Origin of the sequence: Nocardioides daeguensis, from assembly GCF_019192965.1 — a bacterium.
Classification (GTDB): domain Bacteria; phylum Actinomycetota; class Actinomycetes; order Propionibacteriales; family Nocardioidaceae; genus Nocardioides; species Nocardioides daeguensis.
The window spans coordinates 22301-47580 of record NZ_JAHTKU010000010.1 but is presented as its reverse complement, the minus strand read 5'-3'; the positions used below and the strand labels follow the sequence as shown (position 1 = coordinate 47580).

Sequence of the window (25280 nt, the reverse complement as noted above, 5' to 3'; positions counted from 1 at the left end):
GGCGGGCCCTCCGGCTCGGCCATGATGGCCCCGTGAAACCCTCCGCGCAGATCGACATCGACGCCCCGCTCGCCGTCGTGTGGGCCGTCATGACCGACACCGAGCGGTACGGCGAGTGGAACCCCTTCGTCGAGCGCGCCGAGACCGCGCAACCCGCCGCGGTCAGCAACCCGATCGTGCTCCACGTCGTGTGGGCCACCGGCGGCCGCACCCGCTCGCCCGAGCGGATCACCGCGCTCGACGGACCGACGACCGACCCCGCCACCGGTACGACGACCGCGCTGATGTCCTACGTCTACGAGGGCCTGCCCTCGAAGCTGGGACTGGTGAGGGGGGTGCGCCACCAGCGCCTCACGCAGCGACCGGGCGGGCCGACGACGTACGAGACGGTCGAGGAGTTCAGCGGACCGCTGGTCCGCCTCGCGGGACCGGGGCGGGTGGCCGACGGCTTCCGGCGCCATGCCGAGGGACTCAAGAAGAGGGCCGAGCAGGAGGCTGCTTCGCCCCCGGAGGGATGAGCACGCCTGCGTGCTTCGCCGCCCACAGCGCGAAGCCGAGCACCGCGGCGCCGCAGACGATGTCGGCGACGACGTGCAGCTGGCGCCACCAGACCATGTCGGTGGCGCCGGCCACGGTGTAGTGGGCGAGGCCGATCAGGCCGGACACCGAGTAGCCGGTGAGCGCGACCGCCGCCGAGGTGATGTGGCGGCGGAACCACAGCAGCAGGCCCGCCGCGCCGAACGCGGTGAACACGAACCAGCCGATCGCGACGAGCCTCGCGGACGGCGCGGGCACGGCCGCGTCGGGACCCGGCACCGGGTAGTCGTCGTAGTTGACGTAGTTGTCGACGTAGTGGACCACCGACACCAGTACCGCGATCCCGAGCAGCCAGCACAGGACCCGCGTCGCCCGCAGATAGCTCACGCGCCCCACACTAGGCGGACGCGACCGCCTCCCGCGGAACCGCGAGCGCCGGCACGGTCGTCGCGCCGGTCGTGGGGCTCAGCCAGACCTTGCTGCCGAGCTCGAGGTCGAGCGCCCGCGCGTGGGCGCGGGACAGCACGACCAGCACCTGCTCGTCCTGGCCCTCGACGTCGACGGTGAGACGCACCTCGAAGCCGACGCGCAGCGCGCGCTGGACCACTCCGGCCGACGAGCCCGGTACGCCGGGCGCGACGGCGACCTCGATGTCGTGGGGCCGCAGCACCAGCGGCCCGAGCCGGGTCACCGCGCCGAGGAAGCCCATCACGAAGTCGTTGGCCGGCTCGTCGTACAGCTGGTCGGGGCTGCCGATCTGCTCGATCCGGCCCTCGTTGATGACCACGATCTCGTCGGCGACCTCGAGAGCCTCCTCCTGGTCGTGCGTGACGAACACGGTCGTCACGTGCACCTCGTCGTGCAGCCGGCGCAGCCAGTCGCGCAGCTCCTTGCGGACCTTCGCGTCGAGCGCGCCGAACGGCTCGTCCAGCAGCAGCACCGACGGCTCGACCGCGAGGGCACGGGCGAGCGCGAGGCGCTGCCGCTGACCACCGGAGAGCTGCGAGGGCAGCCGGTGCGCGAACTGCGAGAGGTGCACGAGCTCGAGCAGCTCGGCCACCTTGGCCTTGACCTCGGCCTTGGGACGCTTGCGGATCTCGAGGCCGAACGCGACGTTCTTCGCCACCGACATGTGCTTGAAGACGGCGTAGTGCTGGAACACGAAGCCGACGTTGCGCTTCTGCGGCGGCAGCGTGGTGGCGTCCACGCCTTCGATGTCGACCGTGCCAGTGTCGGCCGACTCGAGGCCGGCGATGATCCGGAGCAGGGTGGACTTGCCGCCGCCGCTGGGCCCGAGCAGGGCGGTCAGCTGGCCGGTCGGCAGCGACACGTTGATGTCGTCGAGCGCGACGAAGTCGCCGTAGCGCTTGCCGACACCCCTCACTTCGATGCTCATGAACGATCCTCCTTGCGGATCAGGGAGACGACGACGAGGGCGAGCACGGAGGCCAGCACGAGCACGAAGGCGGCGGCGTACGCCGTGGGCTCCTCGAAGTTGGTGTAGCGGTTCTGGATGAGGATGGTGGCGGTCTCGCCACGGAGCTCGGCGCCGGGACTGACGATCTTCACCGCGCCGAACTCGCCCAGCGAACGGGCCAGGCTCAGCACGACGCCGTACACGACCGCCCACTTGATGCTGGGCAGCGTGATCCGGCGGAAGGTCTGCCAGCCGTTGGCCCCGAGGCTGCTGGCGGCGAGCTCGGCGTCGGTGCCGATCTCCTCCAGCACGGGGACGACCTCGCGGATGACCAGCGGGAGGCTGACGAAGGCGGTGGCCATGATCATGCCCGGCGTGGTGCCGATGATGAAGATGCCCGCCGACTCGAGCGCTCCGCCGAACCAGCCCTGGCCGCTGCTGTAGGCCAGCACCAGGGCGAGACCGACGACGACCGGCGACACCGACATGGGGATGTCGACCAGGACGGAGAGCAGACGCCGGCCCGGGAACCGGTAGCGGGTCAGCAGCAGCGAGATCCCCACGCCGAAGACGGTGTTGATGAGGACCGCCCAGAAGGCGCAGGTCGCGGTCAGCCCGAACGCGTAGGTGACCGTCGGGTCCTGCAGCCGCTCGAGGAACGGCCCGATGCCGGACTCGGCGCCCCGCTCCAGCGGCGCGAAGGTGCGGGAGCCGACCTCCCACAGCGGCCACACGACCAGCACGGCGAGGTAGAGGATCACGAACGTGCGCAGCGCATAGGTCACCGGCCCCTTGCCGGCGCGGATCTGTCGGGTGTCAGCCACGGTTCGCCACCCTCCGCGAGAGCAGGTCGAGACCCACGATGGTCACGATCGCCACCAGCAGCAGGAGGACGGCGACCGCCGCCGCTCCGGCCTGGTTGTCGCCCTCGATGAACTTGAGGATCTTCAGCGACGCGACCTCGGTCTGGTACGGCGTGTTGCCGGAGATGAGGACGAGCGAGCCGAACTCGCTGATCGCGCGGGCGAACCCGAGCGACGAGCCGGCGGTGATGGCGGGAACCAGGCTCGGCAGGATGATCCGCCGGAAGGTGGTGAGCCGTGAGGCGCCGAGGGACGCGGCAGCCTCCTCGACATCGGCGTCGAGCTCGATGAGGACGGGCTGGACGGTCCGCACGACGAACGGCAGCGTCACGAACAGCAGGGCCAAGAAGATGCCCTGGCGGGTGTTGACGATGTTGATGCCGACCGGGCTCTCCGGTCCGTACAGGCTGAGCAGGACCAGCCCGGCGACGATCGTCGGCAGCGCGAACGGGATGTCGATGACGACGTCGAGGATCCGCTTGCCGAAGAAGTGGTCGCGGACCAGCACCCAGGCGACGACGGTGCCGATGACGGCGTTGACCACAGTGACGCCCGCGGCCTCGAGGACCGTGAGCCGCAGCGCCGCGAAGGTCTGGGCGTCGGTCAGCGTGTTCCAGAACGCGCCCCACCCGCCGGCGGCAGCGGCCCCCACGACCGCTGCGAGCGGCAGGAGCACGAGGATGCTGAACCAGACCAGCGCGACCCCCAGCCCGATGCCCGAGGTGGGAGTGAGCCGGAACAGCCCGCTGGGCCGGCTCGTCGTGCGAGCCGGCCCAGGGGGTGCAACGAGTGTGTCCGTCACTTCTTGGTCGCTTCGGCGTACAGCTGGTCGAAGCGCAGCTGCTCGCCGTCCTTGCCGAACCACTCCGCGTTGATCGCGCTCCACCCGCCGAGGTCGGCGGCGGTGGTCAGCGACTGCGGGGCCGGGAACGGGTCGGCCGGGTCGTTGGCGCCCTCGACCTGGATACCGGAGATGTCGAGGCCGGTGACGGGACGGAAGCCCTTCCGCACGAACTCGGTCTGGCCGGCGTCGCTGAGGATGAAGTCCAGCCAGTCCTTCGCGACCGGGTCGGCCTTCTCGAGCACGGCACCCGGGTTCTCGATCAGGAAGGTGTGCGGCGGGACGATGTAGTCGAGGTCCTCACCGTTCTGCCGGGCCAGGATCGCCTCGTTCTCGTAGGTGAGCAGCACGTTGCCGACGCCCTTCTTGAAGGCCTCGGTCGCCTCGCGGCCACTGGCCGCCCAGGTGGTGACGTTCTTGAACACCTTCGCGAGGAACGCGTCCGCCTCCTCCTCGCTCGCGCCGTTCTGCTTGGCGTAGGTGTAGAGGGCGAGGATGTTCCACTTCGCCGAGCCGGAGCTGGCCGGGTCCGGGGTGACGATCTTGACGTCGGGGCGGGTCAGGTCGCCCCAGTCCTTGATGCCGAGGGGGTTGCCCTTCTGGGTGGCGATGACCGCGACGGAGCTGGACACGATGCCCTTGGTGGGGCCCGCGTTCCAGTCGTCGGCGACGAGACCGGCGTCGACCAGGCGGGTCAGGTCGGGCTCGAGCGAGAAGACGACGTAGTCGACGTCCTTGCCCTTGGTGTCCGCGACCTTGCGGCTCTGGTCGCCCGAGGGCCCGTAGGAGCCGGAGAACGTCACGCCCTTGCCGGCGTCGGTCTTCTCGAACTCCGCCGCCGCGGCCTTGTTGCCGGCCTCGGGCACAGCGAACCCGACGATGTTGATCGTCTTGCCCGTGTCGTCGCTGCCGCCCGCGCTGCTGCACGCGGCGGCGGAGAAGACGGTCACTGCTCCCACCACGCCGAGCGCGACGGCCCTGATCGATCGCTTCATTGCACCCATTCCTTGCCTGCTTCGGCCGGTCTCTCGGGGACCGGTTCCTTCAAACTAGATCGGAATAATCCACATAAGCGAGATACGTGACTCACCACAGGACGAAACCGGGGCCAGGGCATGACGGAGGTCACACCCCGAGGGCGGCGCGACAGGCGCCCATCAGTCGGCGCGAGGACGGGCTCGCGCGCGGGGCGGACTATCGTGGGGAACGGTTCTCGAGAGCCGCGCCGCGCGCTGGCCACCGGGGACCACGAAGGACATTCACCGAAAGGTGGAACGTGTTCTAGTTTGCTCCTAGACTCGACCACCTGACGCCGTCGCCGCGTTCCCACGGCGCTCGGCGATGTCGAGAGAAGTGGAGCAGGTGTGAGCCAGACCAAGCAGGTCAAGCAGCTGGACCGGGTCATCATCCGGTTCGCCGGTGACTCCGGCGACGGCATGCAGCTGACCGGTGACCGGTTCACCCAGGAGTCGGCCGTCTTCGGCAACGACCTGGTGACGCTGCCGAACTTCCCCGCCGAGATCCGGGCGCCCCAGGGCACCATCCCCGGCGTCTCGTCGTTCCAGATCCACTTCGCCGACCACGACATCCTCACCGCGGGCGACCGGCCCGACGTCCTGGTGGCGATGAACCCGGCCGCGCTGAAGGCCAACCTGGGCGACCTGCCGCGGGGAGCGACGATCATCGTCGACACCCACGACTTCTCCAAGCGCAACCTCGACAAGGCCGGCTACACGTCCAACCCGCTCGACAAGCTGGGTGAGGTCGACGACATCCTGGCCGGCTTCCAGGTCCAGCCCGTCGACCTGACCGGCATCACCGTCGAGGCGGTCAAGGAGTTCGGCCTGTCCCGCAAGGACGCCGCCCGCGCCAAGAACATGTTCGCGCTGGGCCTGCTGTCCTGGATGTACGGCCGCCCGACCGAGCCGACCATCGCGTTCCTCGAGAAGAAGTTCGCCAAGGTCCCCGACATCCTCGGCGCCAACATCGCCGCCTTCAAGGCCGGCTGGAACTACGGCGAGACCACCGAGACGTTCGTGGTCCAGTACGAGATCAAGCCGGCCCGGATGCACGCCGGCACCTACCGCAACATCACCGGCAACCTGGCCCTCTCCTACGGCCTGGTCGCCGCCGGCGTGCGCTCGCAGCTGCCGGTGTTCTTGGGCTCGTACCCGATCACCCCGGCCTCCGACATCCTCCACGAGCTGTCGAAGCACAAGTCGTTCGGCGTGACCACCCTGCAGGCCGAGGACGAGATCGCCGGCATCGGTGCCGCGATCGGTGCCTCGTTCGCCGGCCAGCTGGCGATCACCACCACCTCGGGCCCCGGCATCGCGCTCAAGTCCGAGGCGATCGGCCTGGCGGTGATGACCGAGCTTCCGCTCGTCATCGTCAACGTCCAGCGCGGCGGCCCCTCGACCGGTCTGCCGACCAAGACCGAGCAGGCCGACCTGCTGCAGGCGATGTACGGCCGCAACGGCGAGGCCCCGGTTCCGATCGTCGCGCCCCAGTCGCCCGGCGACTGCTTCGCGGCCGCGGTCGAGGCAGCCCGGATCGCGATCACCTACCGCACCCCCGTCTTCCTGCTCTCCGACGGCTACCTCGCCAACGGCTCCGAGCCGTGGGCGATCCCGTCGATCGACGAGCTGCCGAAGATCGAGGCCAACTTCGCGACCGGGCCCAACCACACCTCCACCAACGCCAAGGGCGAGCAGGTCGAGGAGTTCTGGCCCTACGCCCGCGACAAGGACACCCTGGCCCGCCCGTGGGCCATCCCCGGCACCGCCGGCCTCGAGCACCGCATCGGCGGCCTGGAGAAGGCCGGCACCCCCGAGACCGGCCACGGCAACATCTCCTACGACCCGGCCAACCACGACCAGATGGTCCGGCTCCGCCAGGAGAAGGTCCAGCGCATCGCCGACTCCCTCCCGCCGCTCGAGGTCGACGACCCGTCCGGCGAGGCCAAGGTCCTCGTGATCGGCTGGGGCTCGACCTACGGCCCGATCGGCGCCGCCTGTCGCCGGGTCCGCCGCGCCGGCTACAACGTCGCGCAGGTCCACCTGCGCCACCTCAACCCGTTCCCCAAGGACCTCGGCGAGATCCTGAAGGGCTACGACAGGGTCCTCGTTCCCGAGATGAACCTCGGCCAGCTCTCCAAGATGCTGCGCGCCGAGTACCTCGTCGACGCCCAGGGCTACAACCACGTCTACGGCCTGCCGCTCAAGGCCGCCGAGCTGGCCGAGGCCATCGGCGTCCTGGTCGGCGACGCCGAGGGTCGCGAGATCGACCTCGGCGAGCACGGCCTCAATCTTCCCGCCGACCACGAGGAGGCTCCGAACGCATGAGCACCATCGATCTCCCGATGCCCCAGCTCGGCACCGCCCTGGTCCCGACCCTCGGCGAGGGCGAGACCCAGACCGCCAAGGACTTCTCCTCCGACCAGGAGGTGCGCTGGTGCCCGGGCTGCGGCGACTACGCCGTGCTCAAGGCCGTCCAGTCCTTCCTGCCCGACCTGGGCCTGCGCCGCGAGAACATCGTCTTCGTCTCCGGCATCGGCTGCAGCTCGCGCTTCCCGTACTACCTCGACACCTACGGCATGCACTCGATCCACGGCCGCGCGCCGTCGATCGCGACCGGCATCGCCACGGCCCGCGAGGACCTGTCGGTGTGGGTGGTCACCGGTGACGGCGACGCGCTCTCGATCGGCGGCAACCACCTGATCCACGCGCTGCGCCGCAACGTGAACATGACGATCCTGCTGTTCAACAACCGGATCTACGGCCTCACCAAGGGCCAGTACTCCCCCACCTCCGAGGTCGGCAAGGTCACCAAGTCCACCCCCGTGGGCTCGCTCGACCACCCGTTCAACCCGGTCTCGCTCGCGCTGGGCGCCGAGGCGTCGTTCGTGGCCCGCACCATCGACTCCGACCGCAAGCACCTCACCGCCGTGCTCGCCGCGGCGGCCGCGCACCGCGGCACCTCGCTGGTCGAGATCTACCAGAACTGCCCGATCTTCAACGACGGCGCCTTCGACGCGATCAAGGACCGCGACAACGCACACGCCCTGATCCCGCTCACCCACGGCGAGCCGATCACCTTCGGCGTGCGCGACGAGGCGACCGGTCTCGGCGACAAGGCACTGGTCCGCGGCGTCGGTGGCGGCGTCGAGGTGGCCGACACCGCGTCCGTGGCGGCGGAGGCGATCATCGTCCACGACGCCCAGAACCCGGACCCGTCCACGGCGTTCGCGATCTCGCGCCTCACCGACGCGGGCTACCTCAACCGCAGCCCGATCGGCATCTTCCGCCAGGTCGAGCGGCCGACGTACGACGACCAGGCGCGTGCCCAGGTCGCCACCGCCAGCGCGTCCGCCGCCGCCCAGGGCAGCCCCGAGGAGCGGCTCACCGCCCTCATCAGCGCGGGCGACACCTGGACCGTCGACTGACGCCACGGACGCAGGAGAAACATGAAGGGGCCCCGCCGTTCGGCGAGGCCCCTTCATGCTCCGGAGGTCAGTAGCAGCGGATCCGACCGACCGGCAGGACCGTCTTGTCGTAACCGTTGGCGGCCTTCAGGACGAGGCGGTACTTGCTCCAGCATGGGCCGTCGAACTTGATCTGGAAGAAGCCGTCGCCGACGCGGGCGCGGTCCTTCTTGAAGTTGCGCCAGTTGCCGCCGCGCTTCTTCTGCTGCAGCTTGATCTTGCCGCCCTGGTAGGTCGCGGCGTAACCCTTGACCTTGAACCGGCCGGTGTTGCGGATCTCGTTCGCGGTGTAGTCGACCGGGTGCGGGCCGAGGGTCCGCTCGGCCGAGACACCGGCGGCAGTGGAGGCAGTGGCGCCACTCGGCGCAGTCGTCAGGCCGAGAAGCACGGCGGTGACGGCCGCCAACAGGACGGTGATGGTGCGAGTGAATCGCATCGGGGACTCCCCCTCGGGTTCGGGATCGTTCGTGGACACGGCCTTCGTGCCCACCTGGCCAGGACCTGAAACCACCTCTCTCCCCGCCAGGTGGCAACACGTCGCTAGGGTCCCAGTGTGTCGGACCAGCGCCGCGGCTTCACCCTCGGATTCCTCGCGTACCTCATGTGGGGCGCGTTCCCGCTGTACTGGCCACTGCTCAGGCCCAGCGGCGCCGCCGAGATCCTCGCCCACCGCATGGTCTGGTCCTTGGTCGTGATGGGCGTGCTGGTCGTCGTGCTGCGCCGGACGACGGCCCTGAGGGCCGTGCTGCGGGATCGTCGTACGACGCTCCTGCTGGTGCTCGCCGCCGCGACCATCACCTCGAACTGGGGCACCTACATCTACGGCGTCAACACCGACCGGGTCGTAGAGACCTCGCTCGGCTACTTCATCAACCCACTGGTCACCGTGCTGATGGGCGTCCTGGTCCTCGGCGAACGCCTCCGGCCCGCGCAGTGGACCGCGCTGGCGATCGGCTTCGCCGCGGTCGCCGTGCTGACCCTCGACTACGGGCGGCCCCCGGTGATCGCGCTGGTCCTCGCCTTCTCGTTCGGCACCTACGGCCTGGCCAAGAAGTCCGCGGGGGTCGGCGCGATCGAGAGTCTCGCCTTCGAGACGGCGGTGATCGCCCCCTTCGCCCTGGGCTACCTGCTCTGGCTCGGCAGCACCGGCGGCGCGCACTTCACTAGCGAAGGCCCCGGCCACGTCGCCCTGCTCCTCGCCAGCGGCGTGGTCACCGCCGTCCCGCTGCTGTGCTTCGGCGCCGCCGCGACCCGGGTCTCGATGACCACCCTCGGCCTGCTGCAGTACCTCGCGCCGGTCCTGCAGTTCCTCCTCGGCATCACCGTGATCGGCGAGCGGATGCCGCCCGGACGCTGGATCGGGTTCGGCCTGGTCTGGCTGGCACTGGCGATCTTCACCGTGGAGGCGCTGCGCCACCACCGGCGCCAGCTCGCGCTGGCGGCCGAGTCCTGCGCCGTGTGACCCGCGCGACGCTCAGGCGGAGCGGACCGCGACGACGTCCGCGAACGCCTCGAGGGCGGTGCGGACCGAGCCCTCGGGCAGGGCCTGGAGGAGCTGCTTGGCCTCCTGGGCGCGGGCCACGACGTACGCCTGGGCCTGGTCCATGGCGGCGTGCTTGCGGAGCAGGTCGAGGGCCTCGGCGTGCAGCTCGGCGTCGGCGGCCAGGTCGGTCCGCTCCGGGTCGAGCAGCTCGAGCAGGCGGGCATCGGCCGGGTCCGTGGACGCGCGGGCGATCAGGACCGGCAGGGTCGGCACACCCTCCTTGAGGTCGGTGCCGGGCGTCTTGCCGGACTCCTCGCTCTCCGAGGCGATGTCGAGGATGTCGTCGGAGAGCTGGAAGGCGGTGCCGACGAGCTCGCCGTACTCGGTGAGCGCGGCGACGACCTCCGGCATAGCGCCCGAGAACAGGGCGCCGTAGTGGGCCGAGGTCGCGATGAGGGAGCCGGTCTTGCCAGCCACCACCTCGAGGTAGTGGGCGAGGGCGTCCTCGTCGGGGCCGGGCTTCACGGTCTCGAGGATCTGGCCCTCGACCAGCCGGGTGAAGGTCTCGGCCTGGATCCGGACCGCCTCCGGGCCCAGCTGGGCGGTCAGCTCCGACGACTTCGCGAACAGCCAGTCGCCGGTGAGGATCGCGACCAGGTTGTCGTAGCGGGCGTTCGCCGAGTCCTCGCCGCGGCGCAGCGCGGCCTCGTCCATGACGTCGTCGTGGTAGAGCGAGCCGACGTGGGTGATCTCCACGACGCAGGCCGCGGTGAGCACCTCGTCGGCGTCGGGCCGGGGACCCGCCTCGGCCGCCAGGAGGACCAGCAACGGCCGGAACCGCTTGCCGCCGGCGGCCAGCAGGTGGCGCGCCGCCTCGGTGACGTACGGCGCCCGGCTGGACGCGTGAGCGTAGAGAGCCTCCTCCACCGTCGCCATCCGCGCCCGCAGGCGGTCGGCGAGAGCGGAATCGTCGATCGGCAGCGCAAGCTCGGCCCCAGGTGTGTTCACCTGATGAAGTCTCCCGTACGGGTGACCAGATCGAGAACCGGGCCCGGCACGACACCCAGCACGAGGGTGGCGACCAGGCACACCGTGATCGTGCCGGAGGTCAGCAGCGAGGAGCGGGTGACCACCCCGGCGCCGTCCGCGCTGGGCTCGGTGAAGAACATCAGCCGGATGTGCCGGACGTAGAACGTGATCGCCAGGATGCTGCACGCGATCGCCACGAGAACCACCGGCCACGCCCCCGCCGACAGCGCGGAGGTGAACACGGCCCACTTGCCGATGAAGCCCGCCGTGAGCGGGATCCCGGCCATGGAGAGCAGGAAGAAGGCGAACGCGCCGGCCACCAGCGGGGAGGTCCGGCCCAGGCCGGCCCAGCGCTCGTACGCCGTCGCCTCGCCGCCCGCGTCACGGACCAGCGTGACGATCGCGAAGGCGCCGATCATGGCGAAGCCGTAGGTGGTGAGGTAGAAGAGCACGCCCTCGAGCGAGGTGTACTGGCCCTTCGCGAGCTCGCCGGCGCTCTGCACGCCCAGCACGCCGACCAGGATGAAGCCGGTGTGGGCGACCGAGGAGTAGGCGAGCATCCGCTTCACGTCGTTCTGCACGATGGCGAGCACGGCACCGAGGACCATGGAGGCGATCGCGATCACCCACAGCATCGGCTGCCAGCTCCAGCGCTCGCCGCCGAAGGCGACGTAGAGCAGCCGGAGCAGGGCGCCGAAGGCGGCGACCTTGGTGCCGGCGGCCATGAACGCCGTGACCGCGGTGGGCGCGCCCTGGTAGACGTCCGGGGTCCAGGCCTGGAAGGGCGCGGCGCCGATCTTGAACAGCAGGCCGACCGCGAGCAGGCCGATGCCGGCCAGCAGCAGGCCGTGGTTGGCCGAGCCGGCACGGACCGCCTCGTTGATCCCGGCGAAGCTGACCGAGCCCGCGTAGCCGTAGACCAGCGCGGCGCCGTACAGGAAGAAGCCGGAGGCGAAGGCGCCGAGGAGGAAGTACTTCATCGCCGCCTCCTGGCTCAGCAGGCGACGCCGGCGCGCCAGGCCGCAGAGCAGGTAGAGCGGCAGGGACAGGATCTCCAGGGCGACGAACATGGTGAGCAGGTCGCCGGACGCCGGGAAGAGCAGCATGCCGCTGACGGCGAAGAGCAGCAGCGGATAGACCTCGGTGTGCTCCAGGCCGCGGGTGGAGGCCTCGCGCTCCCCCTCGCTGCCGGGCAGCGCCGCCGCCTGGCCGGTGAAGGCCGACACGCCGCCCTCGAGACGCTGCTCGGCGAAGAGGGCGATCCCGCCGAGCGCGAAGACCAGCAGCAGGCCCCACAGGTAGACGGTCGGGCCGTCGACCACGACGCTGCCCATCGCGCCGACCAGGCCACGGCCCTCGGCGCCGTCGGCACCCTGGTGCTCGTCGAGGTCCATGCCGACGACGACGGTCGACACCAGCGCCGCGACGACGGTGACCAGGGCGAGGCCGACCTGGGGCAGGCGACGGGTGCCACGCGGGAGGAAGGCCTCCAGCGCGACGCCGACGCAGGCGCCGCCGAGGACGATCAGGAGCGGCAGCAGCTCGGCGTACTCGAGCTCGGGCTTCACGAACTCCATCAGTGCGCCTCCTCCGTCTGCGCGACCGTGGGCTGGTCGTCCTGGATCCCCACCTGGTGCATCAGGTCACCCACCATCGGGTTGCTCACGTCGAGCAGCGGCGCCGGGTAGAACCCGAAGAACACCAGCGCGGCCATCAACGGCGCGACGGCGACGATCTCGCGGACGCCGAGGTCCTTGGTCGCCGCCTCCGCCTCGGGGGGCGTGGGACCGGTCATCGTGCGCTGGTACATCCACAGCACGTAGATCGCGGACAGCACGACCGCGGTGACGGCGATCGCGCCGACGTACCAGCCGTAGTCGAAGGCAGCCACGAACACCAGGAACTCACTGACGAACGGCGAGAGGCCGGGCAGTCCGAGCGTGGCCAGGCCCGCGACCAGCAGCAGGCCGGCCAGGACCGGGGCGACCTTCTCGACGCCGCGCATCTCGCGGATCGAGGAGGTGCCGCTGCGGTCGTAGAGGTAGCCCGCGACCAGGAACAGCGCGGCGGTGCCGAGGCCGTGGTTGACCATGTAGAGGATCGCGCCGGTGCCGCCCTGGCTGGTCATCGTGAAGACGCCCAGCGTGATCAGACCGAAGTGGCTCAACGAGGTGAGACCGATCAGGCGGAAGATGTCGTCCTGCCCGATCGCGATGAACGCGCCGTAGACCACGGAGATCAAGGCGAGCGTGATGACCAGCGGCGTCGCCCACTGCGAGGCCTCGGGGAAGATGCCGAGGCAGAACCGCATCATCCCGAACGTGCCGATCTTGTCGAGGATGCACACGAGCAGCACGCCGGTGCCCGGCGTCGCCTTCTCGGTCGTGTCGGCCAGCCAGGTGTGCAGCGGGAACAGCGGTGCCTTGATCGCGAAGGCGATGAAGAAGCCGAAGAACAGCCAGCGGCCGGCCTCGGTGCCGATGTCGAGCCTCTCGAGGTCCGAGAGGAGGTACGACGGCTCGCCCTGCTGGGCGGAGACGACGTACAGCCCGATCACTGCGGCGAGCAGGATCAGGCCGCCCGCGAGCTGGAACATCAAGAACTTCAGCGCCGCCGCGCCCCGGCCCTCGCGGCCGAAGCCACCGACCAGGAAGTACGCCGGGATCAGCGTCGCCTCGAAGACCACGTAGAACAAGAAGACGTCGGTCGCGCAGAACACCGCGAGCGAGAGGCCCTCGAGGGCGAGGGTCCACGCCACGAAGGAACGGGCGCCGGCCGATCCGACGGCGTCGGCCTTGAACCACTCGGCGCCGAGTACCAGGGGCACGAGCAGGACGGTCAGCAGCACCAGGAGCAGGCCGAGGCCGTCGACGCCCAGGGCGTAGTGCACCCCGAACGCCTCGATCCACTGGTGCTCCTCGGTGAGCTGACGGCCGCCGTCGACCTCGTAGGAGGCCGCGACGACCCCGCCGACGACCAGGGTCGCCAGGGCGACCCCGAGGCCGGCGGTCTTGCTGACCGTGCGGGGCAGCAGCGCGACGGCGACCGCACCGGCGATCGGCAGCCAGACGAGCAGGCTGAGCAACATCAGTTCACCACCACCAGGGTCAGGACGAGGAGCAGCGCGCCGCCGACGATGCCGAGGGCGTAGGACCGGACGTAGCCGTTCTGGAGCCGCCGGAGCAGCTCACCGGTGCCGGCGAAGACCGTGGTCGCGCCCATGAAGAGGCCGTCGACGAGGGTGCGGTCACCGTCGGTGAGCGCACGCACGGTCGCGCGGCCCGGGTTGACGACCAGGCCCTCGTTGATCGCGTCGCCGTAGAGGTCCGCGCGGGCGGCCTTGGTGGCGAGCGAGACGTCGGCGGGCGCGGCGCGCGGGACGTCGCGCTGGCCCACCAGCACCCAGGCCAGCGCCACGCCGGCGGCGACCACGGCGATCGTGATCAGGGTGAGGACGAGGACCGGGAGCGGCGGCTCCTCGTGCTCGGCGTGGCCGACGACCGGGCTGAGCCAGTCGACGATCCAGTTGCCGGCCAGCATCAGGCCGCCGAGCGCGGAGAGCGCGGCGAGGACCATGAGCGGGATGGTCATCACCAACGGGCTCTCGTGGGGGTGCACCCCCTTCTCCCAGCGCTTCTTGGTGAAGAAGGTCATCAGCATCATCCGCGTCATGTAGAAGCCGGTGATGCCCGCGCCGAGCAGGGCACAGATGCCGACCACCGGGTTCTCGGTCAGCGCGACCTCGATGATCTTGTCCTTCGACCAGAAGCCGGCGAACGGCGGGATGCCGATGATCGCGAGGAAGCCGAGCGCGAAGGTCGCGAAGGTGATGGGCAGCGCCGTGCGCAGTGCGCCGTAGTGACGCATGTCGACGTCGTCGTCCATCGCGTGCATCACCGAGCCGGCCCCGAGGAACATGTTGGCCTTGAAGAAGCCGTGGGTCAGCAGGTGGAAGATCGCGAAGGCGTAGCCCGCGACGCCGAGACCGGCGCCGAGCATCATGTAGCCGATCTGGCTCATCGTGGAGCCGGCCAGGCCCTTCTTGATGTCGTCCTTGGCGCACCCGATGATCGCGCCCCACAGCAGCGTCACCGTGGCCACGATGACCACCGCGGTCTGCGCGGTCGGCGCCAGCTCGAAGACAAAGTTGGAGCGGGTGATCAGGTAGACACCCGCCGTCACCATCGTTGCCGCGTGGATGAGGGCGGAGACCGGGGTCGGGCCCTCCATGGCGTCGAGGAGCCAGGCCTGGAGCGGGACCTGGGCCGACTTGCCGCACGCGCCGACCAGGAGCAGCACGCCGATCCAGTTGAGGGTGGTCTCGGTCGCGCCGCCGGCCAGCTCGCTGACGCCGGTGAAGCTGGTCGTGCCGAAGGTGACGATCATCAAGAAGATCGCCAGGCTCAGGCCCATGTCGCCGACGCGATTGATGACGAACGCCTTCTTGGCCGCGGCGGCCGCCGACGGCTTGTGCTGCCAGAAGCCGATGAGGAGGTACGACGCGAGGCCGACGCCCTCCCAGCCGAGGAACAGGCCCACGTAGTTCTCCGCGAGAACCAGCATGAGCATCGCCGCGACGAACAGGTTCAGGTAGGCGAAGAACCGGCGCCGACGCGGGTCATGGGCCATGTAGCCGATCGAGTAGACGTGGATCAGCGAGCCGACACCGGTGATCAGCAGCAGGAAGAGCGCTGAGAGCGGGTCGTAGAGCAGGTCCATGCCGATGTGCAGCCGGCCCGAGTCGATCCAGTCGTAGAGGTGCTGGCTGACCTGACGCTCGTCCTCGTCGCGGCCGAGCAGGTTCACGAACAGCACCAGGCTGATCACGAACGACGACGCGGCGCTCGCCGTACCGAGCAGGTGGCCGAACCTGTCGGTGTACCGGCCGCCGAGCAGCAGCACGGCAGCACCGAGCAGGGGCAGCGCGATGATCAGCCAGAGCAGGGTGAACGCCCCGTCGGCGGCGGTCGGCGCGACCACGGGGACGTGGGTGGTCTCGCTGGCCTTGAGGGTCAGTGCGGGCGTCAGCGCGGACAGTGCGTGCATCATCTCGTCCTCAGAACTTCAGCAGGCTCGCGTCGTCGACCGAGGCCGAGCGACGGGTCCGGAAGATGGTCATGATGATCGCGAGCCCGACCACGACCTCGGCAGCGGCCACCACCATCACGAAGAAGGCGGCGACCTGGCCGTCGAGGTTGCCGTGCTGGCGGGCGAACGCCACGAACGCCAGGTTGCAGGCGTTGAGCATCAGCTCGACGCACATGAACACGACGATCGCGTTGCGCCGGGTGAGCACCCCGATGGAGCCGATCGTGAAGAGGATCGCCGACAGGACGACGTACTCGGTCATTCGTCAACCTCCTGCGCAGCGGAGCCGAGGGGAGCGGCGTTCTCCTCGCTCGATCCGGTCGCGGCGCTCTTGCCGGCCGTCTCGGGAGCATGCTCGGGATCCACGCCCAGCTGGTCGGCGATCGCCTCGATGTCCTTCAGGCCCGTCCGCTGCATGGTGCCGCGCGCGGCGAGCACCCGGGAGACCGACGCCGGCGCCGGGCTGCCGTCGGGCAGCAGGGCCGGGGTGTCGACCGCGTTGTGGCGGGCGTAGACGCCCGGCGGCGGCAGCGGGCCGAGGTGGGCGCCGGTCTCGGCGTAGGCGCGGACGCGGTCGGCGGCGATGCTCGCCTGGGTGCGCCTCGGCGTGAGCCGCTCGCGGTGGGTGAGCACCATCGCACCGACGGCTGCGGTGATGAGCAGGGCGCTGGTGGCCTCGAAGATGAAGACGTAGCGGGAGAAGAGCAGGTCGGCGAGGGCCTGCACGTTGCCGCCGGAGTTGGCGTCCTCGAGGCCGACCGCGGTGCCGAAGGTGAGCTGGGTCAGGCCGACGACCATCACCACCACGAAGGCGAGGCCGACCACCCAGGCCAGCGGCCGCTGGCCCTTGATCGTCTCGACGGTGGAGTCGGAGGCGTCGACGCCGACCAGCATCAGCACGAACAAGAAGAGCATCAGGATCGCGCCGGTGTAGACGATGATCTGCACCGCGAACAGGAACGGCGCCTCGAGGACGGCGTACAGGACGGCGAGGCTGATCATCACCACGGCCAGCAGCAGCGCGGCGTGGACGGCCTTGCGCACGAACAGGATGCCGAGCGCGGCGAGCACCATGATCGGCGCGAGGACCCAGAAGGCGGTCACCGGTCGGCCCCCTTGAAGTCGCCGCGGTAGTAGTCGTCGTCGTTGCCGAGCAGCATCGGGTGGGGCGGCTGCTCCATGCCCGGCAGCAGCGGCGCCAGCAGGTCGGACTTCTCGTAGATCAGGCTGGCGCGGCTGTCGTCGGCGAGCTCGTACTCGTTGGTCATCGTGAGCGCCCGGGTCGGGCAGGCCTCGATGCACAGCCCGCACAGGATGCAACGCAGGTAGTTGATCTGGTAGACGCGGCCGTAGCGCTCGCCGGCGGAGTAGCGCCCGGACTGGCCGTCGGGGCCGACGGTGTCGTCGTTCTCGGCGCCCTCCACGTAGATCGCGTCGGCCGGGCAGGCCCAGGCGCACAGCTCGCAGCCGACGCACTTCTCGAGGCCGTCGGGCCAGCGGTTGAGCTGGTGGCGGCCGTGGAAGCGCGGTGCGGTGGGGAACTTCTCCTTGGGGTACTGCTCGGTGACGACCTTGCGGAACATGGTCCGGAAGGTGACCCCGAACCCGGCGACCGGGTCCCAGAACTGCTCCTTGAGCGACGGGCCCTTGGGCTGGTCAGCCATTGCTCACCCCTGAATCGCGGACGGTCTCACTGACGGTGGCATCGGTTCGGAACACCAGCGGTGCGGCGGCACCGCGCACGGCGCCCCCTGCCGGCATGGGCGGCACCGGGAAGCCCCCGGCGCGCGGCGTGGCGGTCGCGACCTCGGCCTCGGCGCCCTTCTCGGGGATGAGGAAGGTCAGCAGCAGGACGACCAGCACCACCCCGGCCAGGATCATCCAGAACTGCTGGTTGGCGCCGAAGCCCTCGTCGAACACGCCCTCGTTGCGCGCGGCCCGCATCGTGGCGACCGCGACGATCCACACGAGCGAGACGGGGATCAGCCGCTTCCAGCCGAACGCCATGAACTGGTCGTAGCGCAGTCGCGGCAGCGAGCCGCGCAGCCAGATGAAGACGAAGATGAAGAACAGCACCTTGCCGAAGAACCACAGCACCGGCCAGTAGCCCTCGTTGGCGCCGGCCCACACCTGGTCGATCCAGAACGGCGCGTGCCAGCCGCCGAGGAAGAGCGTCGTGGCCAGGGCCGAGACGGTCGCCATGTTGATGTACTCGGCGAGGAAGAACAGCGCGAACTTCAGGCTGGAGTACTCGGTGTGGAAGCCGCCGACCAGCTCACCCTCGGCCTCGGGGAGGTCGAACGGCGCCCGGTTGGTCTCACCGACCATCGCGATCGCGTAGATCACGAACGACGGCAGCAGGATCAGCCCGAACCACAGGTCGTCCTGGGCGGCCACGATCTCGCTGGTCGACATCGAGCCGGCGTACATGAACACCGCGACCAGCGCGAGGCCCATCGCGACCTCGTAGGAGATCATCTGGGCGCTCGAGCGCAGGCCACCGAGCAGGGAGTACGTCGACCCGCTGGACCAGCCGCCCAGGACGATGCCGTAGATGCCGATCGAGGCGATCGCCATCACGAACAGCACCGCCACCGGCATGTCGGTCAGCTGGAGCGGTGTCCGCTGCCCGAAGAAGCTCACCTCGGGACCGAACGGGATGACGCTGAACGTCACGAAGGCCGGCACCACGACGATCACGGGCGCGAGGACGAAGACCACCTTGTCGGCGGCCTTGGGGATCAGGTCCTCCTTGAAGGCCAGCTTCACGCCGTCGGCCAACGACTGCAGCAGGCCGAAGGGCCCGTTCACGTTGGGTCCGATCCGGTGCTGCATCCGGGCCACGACCCGGCGCTCCCACCAGATGTTGAACAGCGTGAGCACGACCAGGATGACGAAGATCAGCAGGGTCTTGAGACCGACGACCCACCAGGGATCGTTGCCGAACAGGCTCAGCGAGTCGTTCATCCGTGCACCCCTTCCGCTCCCGTGATGGTGACCGCGGCGCCGGGGGACGCCAGGTCGGCGAGGACTCCGTTGCCCACCGAGCCGGCCGGCACCCAGACCACGCCCTCGACGAGGTCGTCGCAGATCTCGGCCGGCAGGGTCATCGAACCGCGGTCGCCGGTGAGGGTGACGGTCGGTCCGTAGCGGTCGAAGTCGCCCGGCGTGACCAGCGCGACCGGCGTGCGCGCCGTCGCCTTGAGGTACTTGTCGCCGTCCTGCATCGAGCCGTTGTCGAGCAGCTGCTTCCACGTGGCGAGCCGGACCGTTGAGTCGTCACGTTCTCCGGTTGAGTCGTCACTTCCTCGGTCAGTTCGTGACGACTCGACCGAAGTTGGTGACGCCTCGACCCGAACCCCGTCCCACGATCCCAACTGGGCCATCTCGGCGCGGGCCTCCTCGACGGTGCGGAACCCGAGCGGACTCCCCTCACCCAGCCGGGCCATCTCCTCGGCGATGCCGGACAGGGCGCGCAGGTCGGGCAGCGAGGCCGGGTTGTGCAGGGCGGCCTCCCAGGTGCGGACCCGGCCCTCCCAGTTGACGAAGGTGCCTGCCTTGTCGGTGGTCGGCGCGACCGGGAAGACCACGTCGGCCCGGTCGGTGACCTCGGTGCGCCGCAGGTCGAGGGCGACCACGAAGCCGGCCGCGTCGATCGCGGCGCGGGTGGCGGCCGGGTCCGTGGTGTCGTCGGGGTCGACGCCCGCGATGACCAGGCCGCCGAGGGTCCCGGCGGCGAGCGCCTCGACGATCGCGTCGGCGCTGCGGCCCTCGGCCTCGGGCAGGTGCGCGACGCCCCAGGCGGTGGCGACGTCGACGCGGGCCTGCGGGTCGGCGACCGGTCGACCGCCGGGCAGCAGGGTCGGCAGGCAGCCGGCCTCGAGCGCTCCGCGGTCACCCGCGCGGCGCGGCACCCAGGCCAACCGGGCCCCGCTGGCGGCGGCGACCTCGGCGGCGGCTCCCAGGGCACCCGGTACGACGGCCATCCGCTCGCCCACCAGGAGGACCGAGGTGGCGTCCAGCTCGGCGGCGAGGGCCCGCAACGCGGCCGGCTCGTCGCCGGGAGCGGTCGGGACCACGCGGGCCGACAGCTTCGCCAGGCCGCGCGTGGTGAACGGCGCGAGGCTGACCACCTCGGTGCCTCCGGCACGGACCGACTTGCGCAGCCGCAGGAAGACCGCGGCGGCCTCGTCCTCGGGCTCCAGGCCGACGAGGACCACCTTCGCGGCGGACTCGAGGTCGTCGTACGTCACGCCGCCGTTGCCGGGACCGGTCAGCACGACCGACGCGGCGAGGAACGCCGCCTCCTCGGCGGAGTGCGGGCGGGCCCGGAAGTCGATGTCGTTGGTGTCGAGCGCGACCCGGGCGAGCTTGCTGTAGGCGTAGGCGTCCTCCGCGCTGAGCCGGCCGCCGGTCAGCACGCCGACGCCGCCCGCCGCCTTGGCCGCGGCGAGGCCGCGGGCCGCGACGGTGAAGGCCTCGGGCCACGAGGCAGGTCGCAGGCTGCCGTCGTCGTCGCGGACCTGCGGGTAGGTGATCCGGTCGTCGCCGTGGGTGTAGGCGAAGGCGAACCGGTCCTTGTCGCTGATCCACTCCTCGTTGACCGCCGGGTCGTTGCCGGCCTGGCGGCGCAGCACCGTGCCCCGTCGGTGGTCGACCCGGATCGCGGAGCCACACGCGTCGTGCTCGGCGATGCCCGGCGTCGAGACCAGGTCGAAGGGGCGGGACCGGAAGCGGTACTGCTCGGAGGTCAGCGCGCCGACCGGGCAGATCTGGATCACGTTGCCGGAGAAGTACGACAGGAAGGGGGCGTCCTCGGCGATGCCGATCTGCTGCTGGGCGCCACGCTCGACCAGGGCGATGAACGGGTCGCCCGCGATCTCGTCGGCGAAGCGCGTGCAGCGCTGGCACACGATGCAGCGCTCGCGGTCGAGCAGCACCGTCGGCGACAGGTTGATCGGCTTCGGGAAGGTGCGCTTCACGCCGCGGTTGCGCTCGTCGGAGAAGCGCGAGTCGCCGCGGCCGTTGGACATCGCCTGGTTCTGCAGCGGGCACTCGCCGCCCTTGTCGCAGACCGGGCAGTCGAGCGGGTGGTTGATGAGCAGCAGCTCCATCACGCCCTGCTGCGCCTTGTCCGCCACCGGGCTGGTCACCTGGGTGCTGACCACCATGCCCTCGGCAACGGGCAGGGTGCAGGAGGCCTGGGGCTTGGGGAAGCCACGGCCGTTGCCGGCGTCGGGTACGTCGACCAGGCACTGGCGACAGGCACCGACCGGGGCGAGCAGCGGGTGGTCGCAGAACCGCGGGATCTGCACGCCGATCTGCTCCGCGGCCCGGATGACCAGGGTGTCCTTGGGGACGCTGACCTGGACGCCGTCGATGGTGACGGTGACCAGGTCGGTCTTCTCGACACCCCCGCCGGTCGAACCTGTCGAGACCGTCATGCCGACACCTCCTGTCCGGACCAGGCCGTGGACCTCGCCGGGTCGAACGGGCAGCCGCCCTGCTCGAGGTGGGCGAGGTACTCCTCGCGGAAGTGCTGGATCGAGCTGGTGACGGGGCTCGTGGCGCCGTCGCCCAGGGCGCAGAAGGCGCGCCCGAGGATGTTGTCGCACTGGTCGAGCAGCTGGTCGAGGTCCTCCTCGCTGCCCTGGCCGCTCTCGAGGCGGGCGAGCGCCTGCACCAGCCACCAGGTGCCCTCGCGACAGGGCGTGCACTTGCCGCAGGACTCGTGCTTGTAGAACTCGCTCCAGCGCAGCACCGCCCGCACCACGCAGACCGTCTCGTCGAAGATCTGCAGCGCCCGAGTGCCGAGCATCGACCCCGCACCCGCCACGCCCTCGAAGTCGAGGGGTACGTCGAGGTGCTCGGCGGTGAACAACGGGGTGCTCGAGCCGCCGGGGGTCCAGAACTTCAGCTGGTGGCCCTCACGGACGCCGCCGGCCAGGTCGAGCAGCTCTCGCAGGGTGATGCCGAGCGGCGCCTCGTACTGGCCGGGCTTCTGCACGTGCCCAGACAGCGAGAAGATGCCGTGCCCCTTGGACTTCTCGGTGCCCATCGAGCCGAACCAGGCGGCGCCGTTCTTGACGATCGCCGGCACGGAGGCGATGGACTCGACGTTGTTGATGACCGTCGGGCTGGCGTAGAGACCGGCGACGGCGGGGAACGGCGGGCGCAGCCGCGGTTGACCGCGGCGGCCCTCGAGGCCCTCGAGGAGGGCGGTCTCCTCGCCGCAGATGTAGGCGCCGGCACCGGCGTGGACGACGACGTCGAGGTCGTAGCCGGAGCCGTGGATGTTCGAGCCGAGGTGGCCGGCGGCGTACGCCTCGGCGACGGCGGCCTGCACCCGGCGGATGACGTGGACGACCTCGCCGCGGATGTAGATGAACGCCTTGTTGGCGCGGATGGCGTACGAGCTGAGGATCACGCCCTCGACGAGGACGTGGGGGTTGCCCATCATCAGCGGGATGTCCTTGCAGGTGCCCGGCTCGGACTCGTCGGCGTTGACGACGAGGTACTTGGGCTTGGGGTTGTCCTGCGGGATGAAGGACCACTTCATGCCGGTCGGGAAGCCGGCGCCGCCGCGGCCGCGCAGGCCGCTGTCCTTGACCGCGGTGATGACGTCGTCGGGGCTCATCGCGAAGGCGACGTCGAGGGCGGCGTAACCACCTCTCTCCTCGTAGGTCGCGAGCTTCCAACCCAGCTCGGCGTCCCACAGATCGGTGAGGACCGGGGTCAGCGTGTCAACCATCGGTGGGCTCCTTCGCCGGTGCGACGGACGGATCGGGGGCGGACCAGCCGCGCTCCCGGGCGATCTCGAGGCCCGCCAGGCTCGCCGTACCTGCGGTGGGGCCCTCGTCGACGCGCCCGTCCGGGAAGCCGGCGAGCACCCGCTCGGCCTCGCGCCAGGTGCACAGCTTCGGGCCGCGGGTGGAGCTGACGTCGTGGCCGACGCGGAGCGCCTCGACCATCTGGACCGCCGACTCGGGGGTCTGGTTGTCCATGAACTCCCAGTTGACCATCACGACCGGCGCGTAGTCGCAGGCCGCGTTGCACTCGATGTGCTCGAGGCTGACCGTGCGCGAGTCGCCCTGGCGCTGGGCCGCGACCTCGTCGTTGCCGATCTCGAGGTGGTCCTTGAGCCGCTGGAAGATGGCGTCGCCGCCCATCACCGCGCACAGCGTGTTGGTGCACACGCCGACGTGGTAGTCGCCGACGCCGTGACGCTTGTACATCGTGTAGAACGTCGCGACGCCGTTGACCTCGGCGGCACTGATCTCGAGGATCGCGGCGCAGGCCTCGATCCCCTCGGGCGTGATCCGGCCCTGGGCCGACTGCACCAGGTGCAGCATCGGCAGCAGGCCCGAGCGCGGCTCGGGGTAGCGAGCCGCGATCTCGCGCAGCTCGGCGATCGTCTTGTCGTCGAGCTGATTGGCGCTGGGCTGGTTGCTCACCGGTCGACGCCTCCCATCACGGGGTCGATGCTCGCGATGGCGACGATGACATCGGCGATCTGGCCGCCCTCACTCATCACGCCCATCGCCTGGAGGTTGTTGAACGACGGGTCGCGGAAGTGCGCCCGGAACGGACGGGTGCCACCGTCGGAGACGACGTGTGCGCCGAGCTCGCCGCGCGGCGACTCGACCGGCACGTAGGCCTGGCCGGCGGGGACCCGGAAGCCCTCGGTGACGAGCTTGAAGTGATGGATCAGCGCCTCCATCGACTCGCCCATGATGTGGCGGATGTGGTCGAGGCTGTTACCCATGCCGTCGCTGCCGATCGAGAGCTGGCTGGGCCAGGCGACCTTCTTGTCGGCGACCATGACCGGCGCCCCCTCGAGCTTCGCCAGCCGGTCGGCGGCCTGCTCGATGATCCGCAGGGACTCGTGCATCTCGTTGAGGCGGACCCGGAACCGACCGTAGGAGTCGGAGGTGTCCCAGGTCTGCACGTCGAAGTCGTAGGTCTCGTAGCCGCAGTAGGGCTGGGCCTTGCGCAGGTCGAAGCCGTAGCCGGTGCTGCGCAGGACCGGTCCGGTGAGGCCGAGCGCCATGCAGCCCTCGAGGTCGAGGTGACCGACGTTCTCCAGGCGGGCCTTGAAGATCGGGTTCGCGTTGCACAGGGCGGCGTACTCGGGCAGCCGCTTCTTCATCAGGGCGACGAAGGAGCGGATCTCGTCGAGGGCGCCCGGCGGCAGGTCCTGCGCGACGCCGCCGGGGCGGATGAACGCGTGGTTCATCCGCAGGCCGGTGATCAGCTCGAACAGGTCGAGGACCAGCTCGCGCTCGCGGAAGCCGATCGTCATGACGGTCAGCGCGCCGATCTCCATGCCGCCGGTGGCGATGCACACCAGGTGGGAGGAGATCCGGTTGAGCTCCATGAGCAGGACCCGCATGATCTGGGCCTTCTCGGGGATCTGGTCCTCGATGTCGAGCAGCCGCTCCACGCCGAGCACGTAGGTCGTCTCGTTGAAGAACGGCGAGAGGTAGTCCATCCGGGTGCAGAACGTGACGCCCTGCGTCCAGGAGCGGAACTCCATGTTCTTCTCGATGCCGGTGTGGAGGTAGCCGATGCCGCAGCGGGCCTCGGTCACCGTCTCACCCTCGATCTCGAGGATCAGCCGGAGCACGCCGTGCGTCGAGGGGTGCTGCGGACCCATGTTGACGACGATCCGCTCGGCGGCGTCGCCCTCGCCCATGTCGGCCGCGATCGCGTCCCAGTCCTGCCCGGTGACGGTGAAGACCCTGCCCTCGGCGGTGTCGGTGCCGTCGGCGTAGAAGTCGGTGCCGGTGGTGTCCATCAGTTGTAGCTCCTCCGCTGGTCCGGCGGTGGCACGCTGGCGCCCTTGTACTCCACGGGGATGCCGCCGAGCGGGTAGTCCTTGCGTTGGGGGTGGCCCGGCCAGTCGTCGGGCATCAGGATCCGGGTCAGGGCCGGGTGGCCGTCGAACTGGATGCCGAACATGTCCCAGGTCTCCCGCTCGTGCCAGTCGGCTGCGGGATAGACCGGTACGACGCTCGGCAGGTGCGGGTCGCTGTCGGGGGCGGCGACCTCGACCCGGACCCGGCGGTTCCAGGTGAAGGACATCAGGTGGTAGACGGCGTGCAGCTCGCGCCCGGTGTCGCCCGGGTAGTGCACGCCGCTCACGCCGGAGAGCAACTCGAAGCGCAGGCTGGGGTCGTCGCGCAGCAGCCTCATCACCTCGACGAGGTGGTCGCGGTGCACGTGGAAGGTGATCTCGCCACGGTGGATGACGACCTGCTCGATGAGGGGGTCGAGGACGTCGGCCACCGTGTCGAACCAGCCGCCGTAGGGGCGCTGCGCGGCACCGGGCAGGACCACGGGGGCCACCAGGCCGCCGTACCCGCTGGTGTCGCCGGAGCCCTTCACTCCGAACATGCCCTGCCGCTCGCCGACGGCGCGGACCTCGCGGCCCGGCTCGCCGAGCGCCTCGGGGGCGTTCTCGGGCGACTGGTCGGTGGCCCGCTGCTCGACGGACTTCTCGTCGCTCATGCCGGGGTCCCCGATCGATTGTTCGCGGA

23 protein-coding genes are annotated in these 25280 nt (G+C 70.2%); 4 read left to right on the top strand and 19 right to left on the bottom strand.

Annotated elements, in window-relative coordinates; all coding sequences use genetic code 11:
- Nucleotides 1-32 precede the first annotated feature (32 nt).
- Nucleotides 33-518 carry an SRPBCC domain-containing protein gene (locus KU893_RS07955; RefSeq protein ID WP_218233820.1) on the top strand — a complete coding sequence of 162 codons (486 nt, stop codon included), beginning with the start codon at nucleotides 33-35 and terminating at the stop codon, nucleotides 516-518.
- Here KU893_RS07955 and KU893_RS07950 read toward each other — a convergent pair.
- The 5 genes from KU893_RS07950 to KU893_RS07930 are packed head-to-tail and all read right to left on the bottom strand — an operon-like array spanning nucleotide 472 to nucleotide 4653.
- Nucleotides 472-924 (bottom strand): hypothetical protein, encoded by a 453-nt coding sequence (locus KU893_RS07950; protein ID WP_218233819.1) that lies wholly within the window; start codon nucleotides 922-924, stop codon nucleotides 472-474. The two genes, KU893_RS07955 and KU893_RS07950, sit on opposite strands and share 47 nt — an antisense overlap.
- Nucleotides 925-934: 10 nt before the next feature.
- Complete coding sequence (locus KU893_RS07945; RefSeq protein ID WP_218233818.1) at nucleotides 935-1933, bottom strand: sulfate/molybdate ABC transporter ATP-binding protein; 999 nt, start codon at nucleotides 1931-1933, stop codon at nucleotides 935-937.
- Entirely contained in the window at nucleotides 1930-2778 is an 849-nt protein-coding gene (locus tag KU893_RS07940; RefSeq protein WP_257440781.1) for a sulfate ABC transporter permease, read from the bottom strand. Before KU893_RS07940 ends, KU893_RS07945 begins: the two co-directional genes overlap by 4 nt.
- Entirely contained in the window at nucleotides 2771-3619 is an 849-nt protein-coding gene (gene cysT / locus KU893_RS07935) for a sulfate ABC transporter permease subunit CysT (protein ID WP_218233817.1), read from the bottom strand. Before cysT ends, KU893_RS07940 begins: the two co-directional genes overlap by 8 nt.
- Nucleotides 3616-4653, bottom strand: coding sequence for an extracellular solute-binding protein (locus KU893_RS07930; protein ID WP_218233816.1), 1038 nt, complete (start codon nucleotides 4651-4653; stop codon nucleotides 3616-3618). Before KU893_RS07930 ends, cysT begins: the two co-directional genes overlap by 4 nt.
- 369 nt (nucleotides 4654-5022) lie before the next feature.
- Here KU893_RS07930 and KU893_RS07925 point away from each other — a divergent pair, with 369 nt between their 5' ends.
- Both KU893_RS07925 and KU893_RS07920 read left to right on the top strand, forming a co-directional pair.
- Nucleotides 5023-7002, top strand: coding sequence for a 2-oxoacid:acceptor oxidoreductase subunit alpha (locus KU893_RS07925; protein ID WP_218233815.1), 1980 nt, complete (start codon nucleotides 5023-5025; stop codon nucleotides 7000-7002).
- A gap of 17 nt (nucleotides 7003-7019) precedes the next feature.
- A complete protein-coding gene (locus KU893_RS07920) occupies nucleotides 7020-8102 on the top strand; it encodes a 2-oxoacid:ferredoxin oxidoreductase subunit beta (RefSeq protein WP_246592286.1) in 1083 nt (360 codons plus the stop codon).
- 67 nt (nucleotides 8103-8169) lie between these two features.
- On the opposite strand, the gene KU893_RS07915 is transcribed toward KU893_RS07920, so the two are convergent.
- Nucleotides 8170-8577, bottom strand: a complete 408-nt coding sequence (locus KU893_RS07915; protein WP_218233813.1) for a hypothetical protein — start codon at nucleotides 8575-8577, stop codon at nucleotides 8170-8172.
- Nucleotides 8578-8694: 117 nt separating this feature from the next.
- Here KU893_RS07915 and rarD point away from each other — a divergent pair, with 117 nt between their 5' ends.
- Complete coding sequence (rarD, locus tag KU893_RS07910; RefSeq protein WP_218233812.1) at nucleotides 8695-9603, top strand: EamA family transporter RarD; 909 nt, start codon at nucleotides 8695-8697, stop codon at nucleotides 9601-9603.
- A gap of 12 nt (nucleotides 9604-9615) precedes the next feature.
- Here the strand turns inward: rarD and KU893_RS07905 are convergent, their stop codons facing one another.
- The 13 genes from KU893_RS07905 to KU893_RS07845 are packed head-to-tail and all read right to left on the bottom strand — an operon-like array spanning nucleotide 9616 to nucleotide 25251.
- Nucleotides 9616-10632 carry a polyprenyl synthetase family protein gene (locus KU893_RS07905; protein WP_372449674.1) on the bottom strand — a complete coding sequence of 339 codons (1017 nt, stop codon included), beginning with the start codon at nucleotides 10630-10632 and terminating at the stop codon, nucleotides 9616-9618.
- A complete protein-coding gene (gene nuoN, locus KU893_RS07900; protein WP_218233811.1) occupies nucleotides 10629-12230 on the bottom strand; it encodes an NADH-quinone oxidoreductase subunit NuoN in 1602 nt (533 codons plus the stop codon). Before nuoN ends, KU893_RS07905 begins: the two co-directional genes overlap by 4 nt.
- On the bottom strand, nucleotides 12230-13741 hold the full coding sequence (locus KU893_RS07895; RefSeq protein WP_218233810.1) for an NADH-quinone oxidoreductase subunit M: 1512 nt from the start codon (nucleotides 13739-13741) through the stop codon (nucleotides 12230-12232). Before KU893_RS07895 ends, nuoN begins: the two co-directional genes overlap by 1 nt.
- Nucleotides 13741-15699, bottom strand: a complete 1959-nt coding sequence (gene nuoL, locus KU893_RS07890; RefSeq protein ID WP_218233809.1) for an NADH-quinone oxidoreductase subunit L — start codon at nucleotides 15697-15699, stop codon at nucleotides 13741-13743. Before nuoL ends, KU893_RS07895 begins: the two co-directional genes overlap by 1 nt.
- Nucleotides 15700-15709: 10 nt before the next feature.
- On the bottom strand, nucleotides 15710-16003 hold the full coding sequence (gene nuoK, locus KU893_RS07885) for an NADH-quinone oxidoreductase subunit NuoK (RefSeq protein WP_028657221.1): 294 nt from the start codon (nucleotides 16001-16003) through the stop codon (nucleotides 15710-15712).
- Nucleotides 16000-16845: an NADH-quinone oxidoreductase subunit J gene (locus KU893_RS07880; protein WP_218233808.1), complete on the bottom strand. Its 846-nt coding sequence runs from the start codon at nucleotides 16843-16845 to the stop codon at nucleotides 16000-16002. Before KU893_RS07880 ends, nuoK begins: the two co-directional genes overlap by 4 nt.
- Nucleotides 16842-17405 carry an NADH-quinone oxidoreductase subunit NuoI gene (nuoI, locus tag KU893_RS07875; protein WP_218233807.1) on the bottom strand — a complete coding sequence of 188 codons (564 nt, stop codon included), beginning with the start codon at nucleotides 17403-17405 and terminating at the stop codon, nucleotides 16842-16844. Before nuoI ends, KU893_RS07880 begins: the two co-directional genes overlap by 4 nt.
- On the bottom strand, nucleotides 17398-18708 hold the full coding sequence (gene nuoH / locus KU893_RS07870; protein WP_218233806.1) for an NADH-quinone oxidoreductase subunit NuoH: 1311 nt from the start codon (nucleotides 18706-18708) through the stop codon (nucleotides 17398-17400). Before nuoH ends, nuoI begins: the two co-directional genes overlap by 8 nt.
- Nucleotides 18705-21185, bottom strand: coding sequence for an NADH-quinone oxidoreductase subunit G (locus KU893_RS07865; RefSeq protein WP_218233805.1), 2481 nt, complete (start codon nucleotides 21183-21185; stop codon nucleotides 18705-18707). The genes nuoH and KU893_RS07865 overlap by 4 nt, the downstream gene beginning before the upstream one ends.
- The gene (gene nuoF / locus KU893_RS07860) at nucleotides 21182-22492 is read right to left on the bottom strand and encodes an NADH-quinone oxidoreductase subunit NuoF (RefSeq protein WP_218233804.1); all 1311 of its coding nucleotides are present in this window, start codon (nucleotides 22490-22492) and stop codon (nucleotides 21182-21184) included. Before nuoF ends, KU893_RS07865 begins: the two co-directional genes overlap by 4 nt.
- Nucleotides 22485-23195: an NADH-quinone oxidoreductase subunit NuoE gene (gene nuoE, locus KU893_RS07855; protein WP_218233803.1), complete on the bottom strand. Its 711-nt coding sequence runs from the start codon at nucleotides 23193-23195 to the stop codon at nucleotides 22485-22487. Before nuoE ends, nuoF begins: the two co-directional genes overlap by 8 nt.
- Nucleotides 23192-24538 carry an NADH-quinone oxidoreductase subunit D gene (locus KU893_RS07850; RefSeq protein WP_218233802.1) on the bottom strand — a complete coding sequence of 449 codons (1347 nt, stop codon included), beginning with the start codon at nucleotides 24536-24538 and terminating at the stop codon, nucleotides 23192-23194. The genes nuoE and KU893_RS07850 overlap by 4 nt, the downstream gene beginning before the upstream one ends.
- Complete coding sequence (locus KU893_RS07845) at nucleotides 24538-25251, bottom strand: NADH-quinone oxidoreductase subunit C (RefSeq protein WP_218233801.1); 714 nt, start codon at nucleotides 25249-25251, stop codon at nucleotides 24538-24540. Before KU893_RS07845 ends, KU893_RS07850 begins: the two co-directional genes overlap by 1 nt.
- Between the last annotated feature and the right edge of the window lie 29 nt (nucleotides 25252-25280).

Bases quoted from the DNA above. Each gene is read 5' to 3' on its own strand.
- KU893_RS07865 (WP_218233805.1), bottom strand. From the start codon at position 21,185: ATGACGGTCTCGACAGGTTCGACCGGCGGGGGTGTCGAGAAGACCGAC.
- KU893_RS07945 (WP_218233818.1), bottom strand. From the start codon at position 1,933: ATGAGCATCGAAGTGAGGGGTGTCGGCAAGCGCTACGGCGACTTCGTC.
- KU893_RS07845 (WP_218233801.1), bottom strand. From the start codon at position 25,251: ATGAGCGACGAGAAGTCCGTCGAGCAGCGGGCCACCGACCAGTCGCCC.
- KU893_RS07930 (WP_218233816.1), bottom strand. From the start codon at position 4,653: ATGAAGCGATCGATCAGGGCCGTCGCGCTCGGCGTGGTGGGAGCAGTG.
- nuoK (WP_028657221.1), bottom strand. From the start codon at position 16,003: ATGACCGAGTACGTCGTCCTGTCGGCGATCCTCTTCACGATCGGCTCC.
- KU893_RS07920 (WP_246592286.1), top strand. From the start codon at position 7,020: ATGCCCCAGCTCGGCACCGCCCTGGTCCCGACCCTCGGCGAGGGCGAG.
- nuoN (WP_218233811.1), bottom strand. From the start codon at position 12,230: ATGGAGTTCGTGAAGCCCGAGCTCGAGTACGCCGAGCTGCTGCCGCTC.
- nuoI (WP_218233807.1), bottom strand. From the start codon at position 17,405: ATGGCTGACCAGCCCAAGGGCCCGTCGCTCAAGGAGCAGTTCTGGGAC.
- nuoF (WP_218233804.1), bottom strand. From the start codon at position 22,492: ATGGTTGACACGCTGACCCCGGTCCTCACCGATCTGTGGGACGCCGAG.
- KU893_RS07850 (WP_218233802.1), bottom strand. From the start codon at position 24,538: ATGGACACCACCGGCACCGACTTCTACGCCGACGGCACCGACACCGCC.
- nuoH (WP_218233806.1), bottom strand. From the start codon at position 18,708: ATGAACGACTCGCTGAGCCTGTTCGGCAACGATCCCTGGTGGGTCGTC.
- KU893_RS07895 (WP_218233810.1), bottom strand. From the start codon at position 13,741: ATGTTGCTCAGCCTGCTCGTCTGGCTGCCGATCGCCGGTGCGGTCGCC.
- KU893_RS07915 (WP_218233813.1), bottom strand. From the start codon at position 8,577: ATGCGATTCACTCGCACCATCACCGTCCTGTTGGCGGCCGTCACCGCC.
- nuoL (WP_218233809.1), bottom strand. From the start codon at position 15,699: ATGCACGCACTGTCCGCGCTGACGCCCGCACTGACCCTCAAGGCCAGC.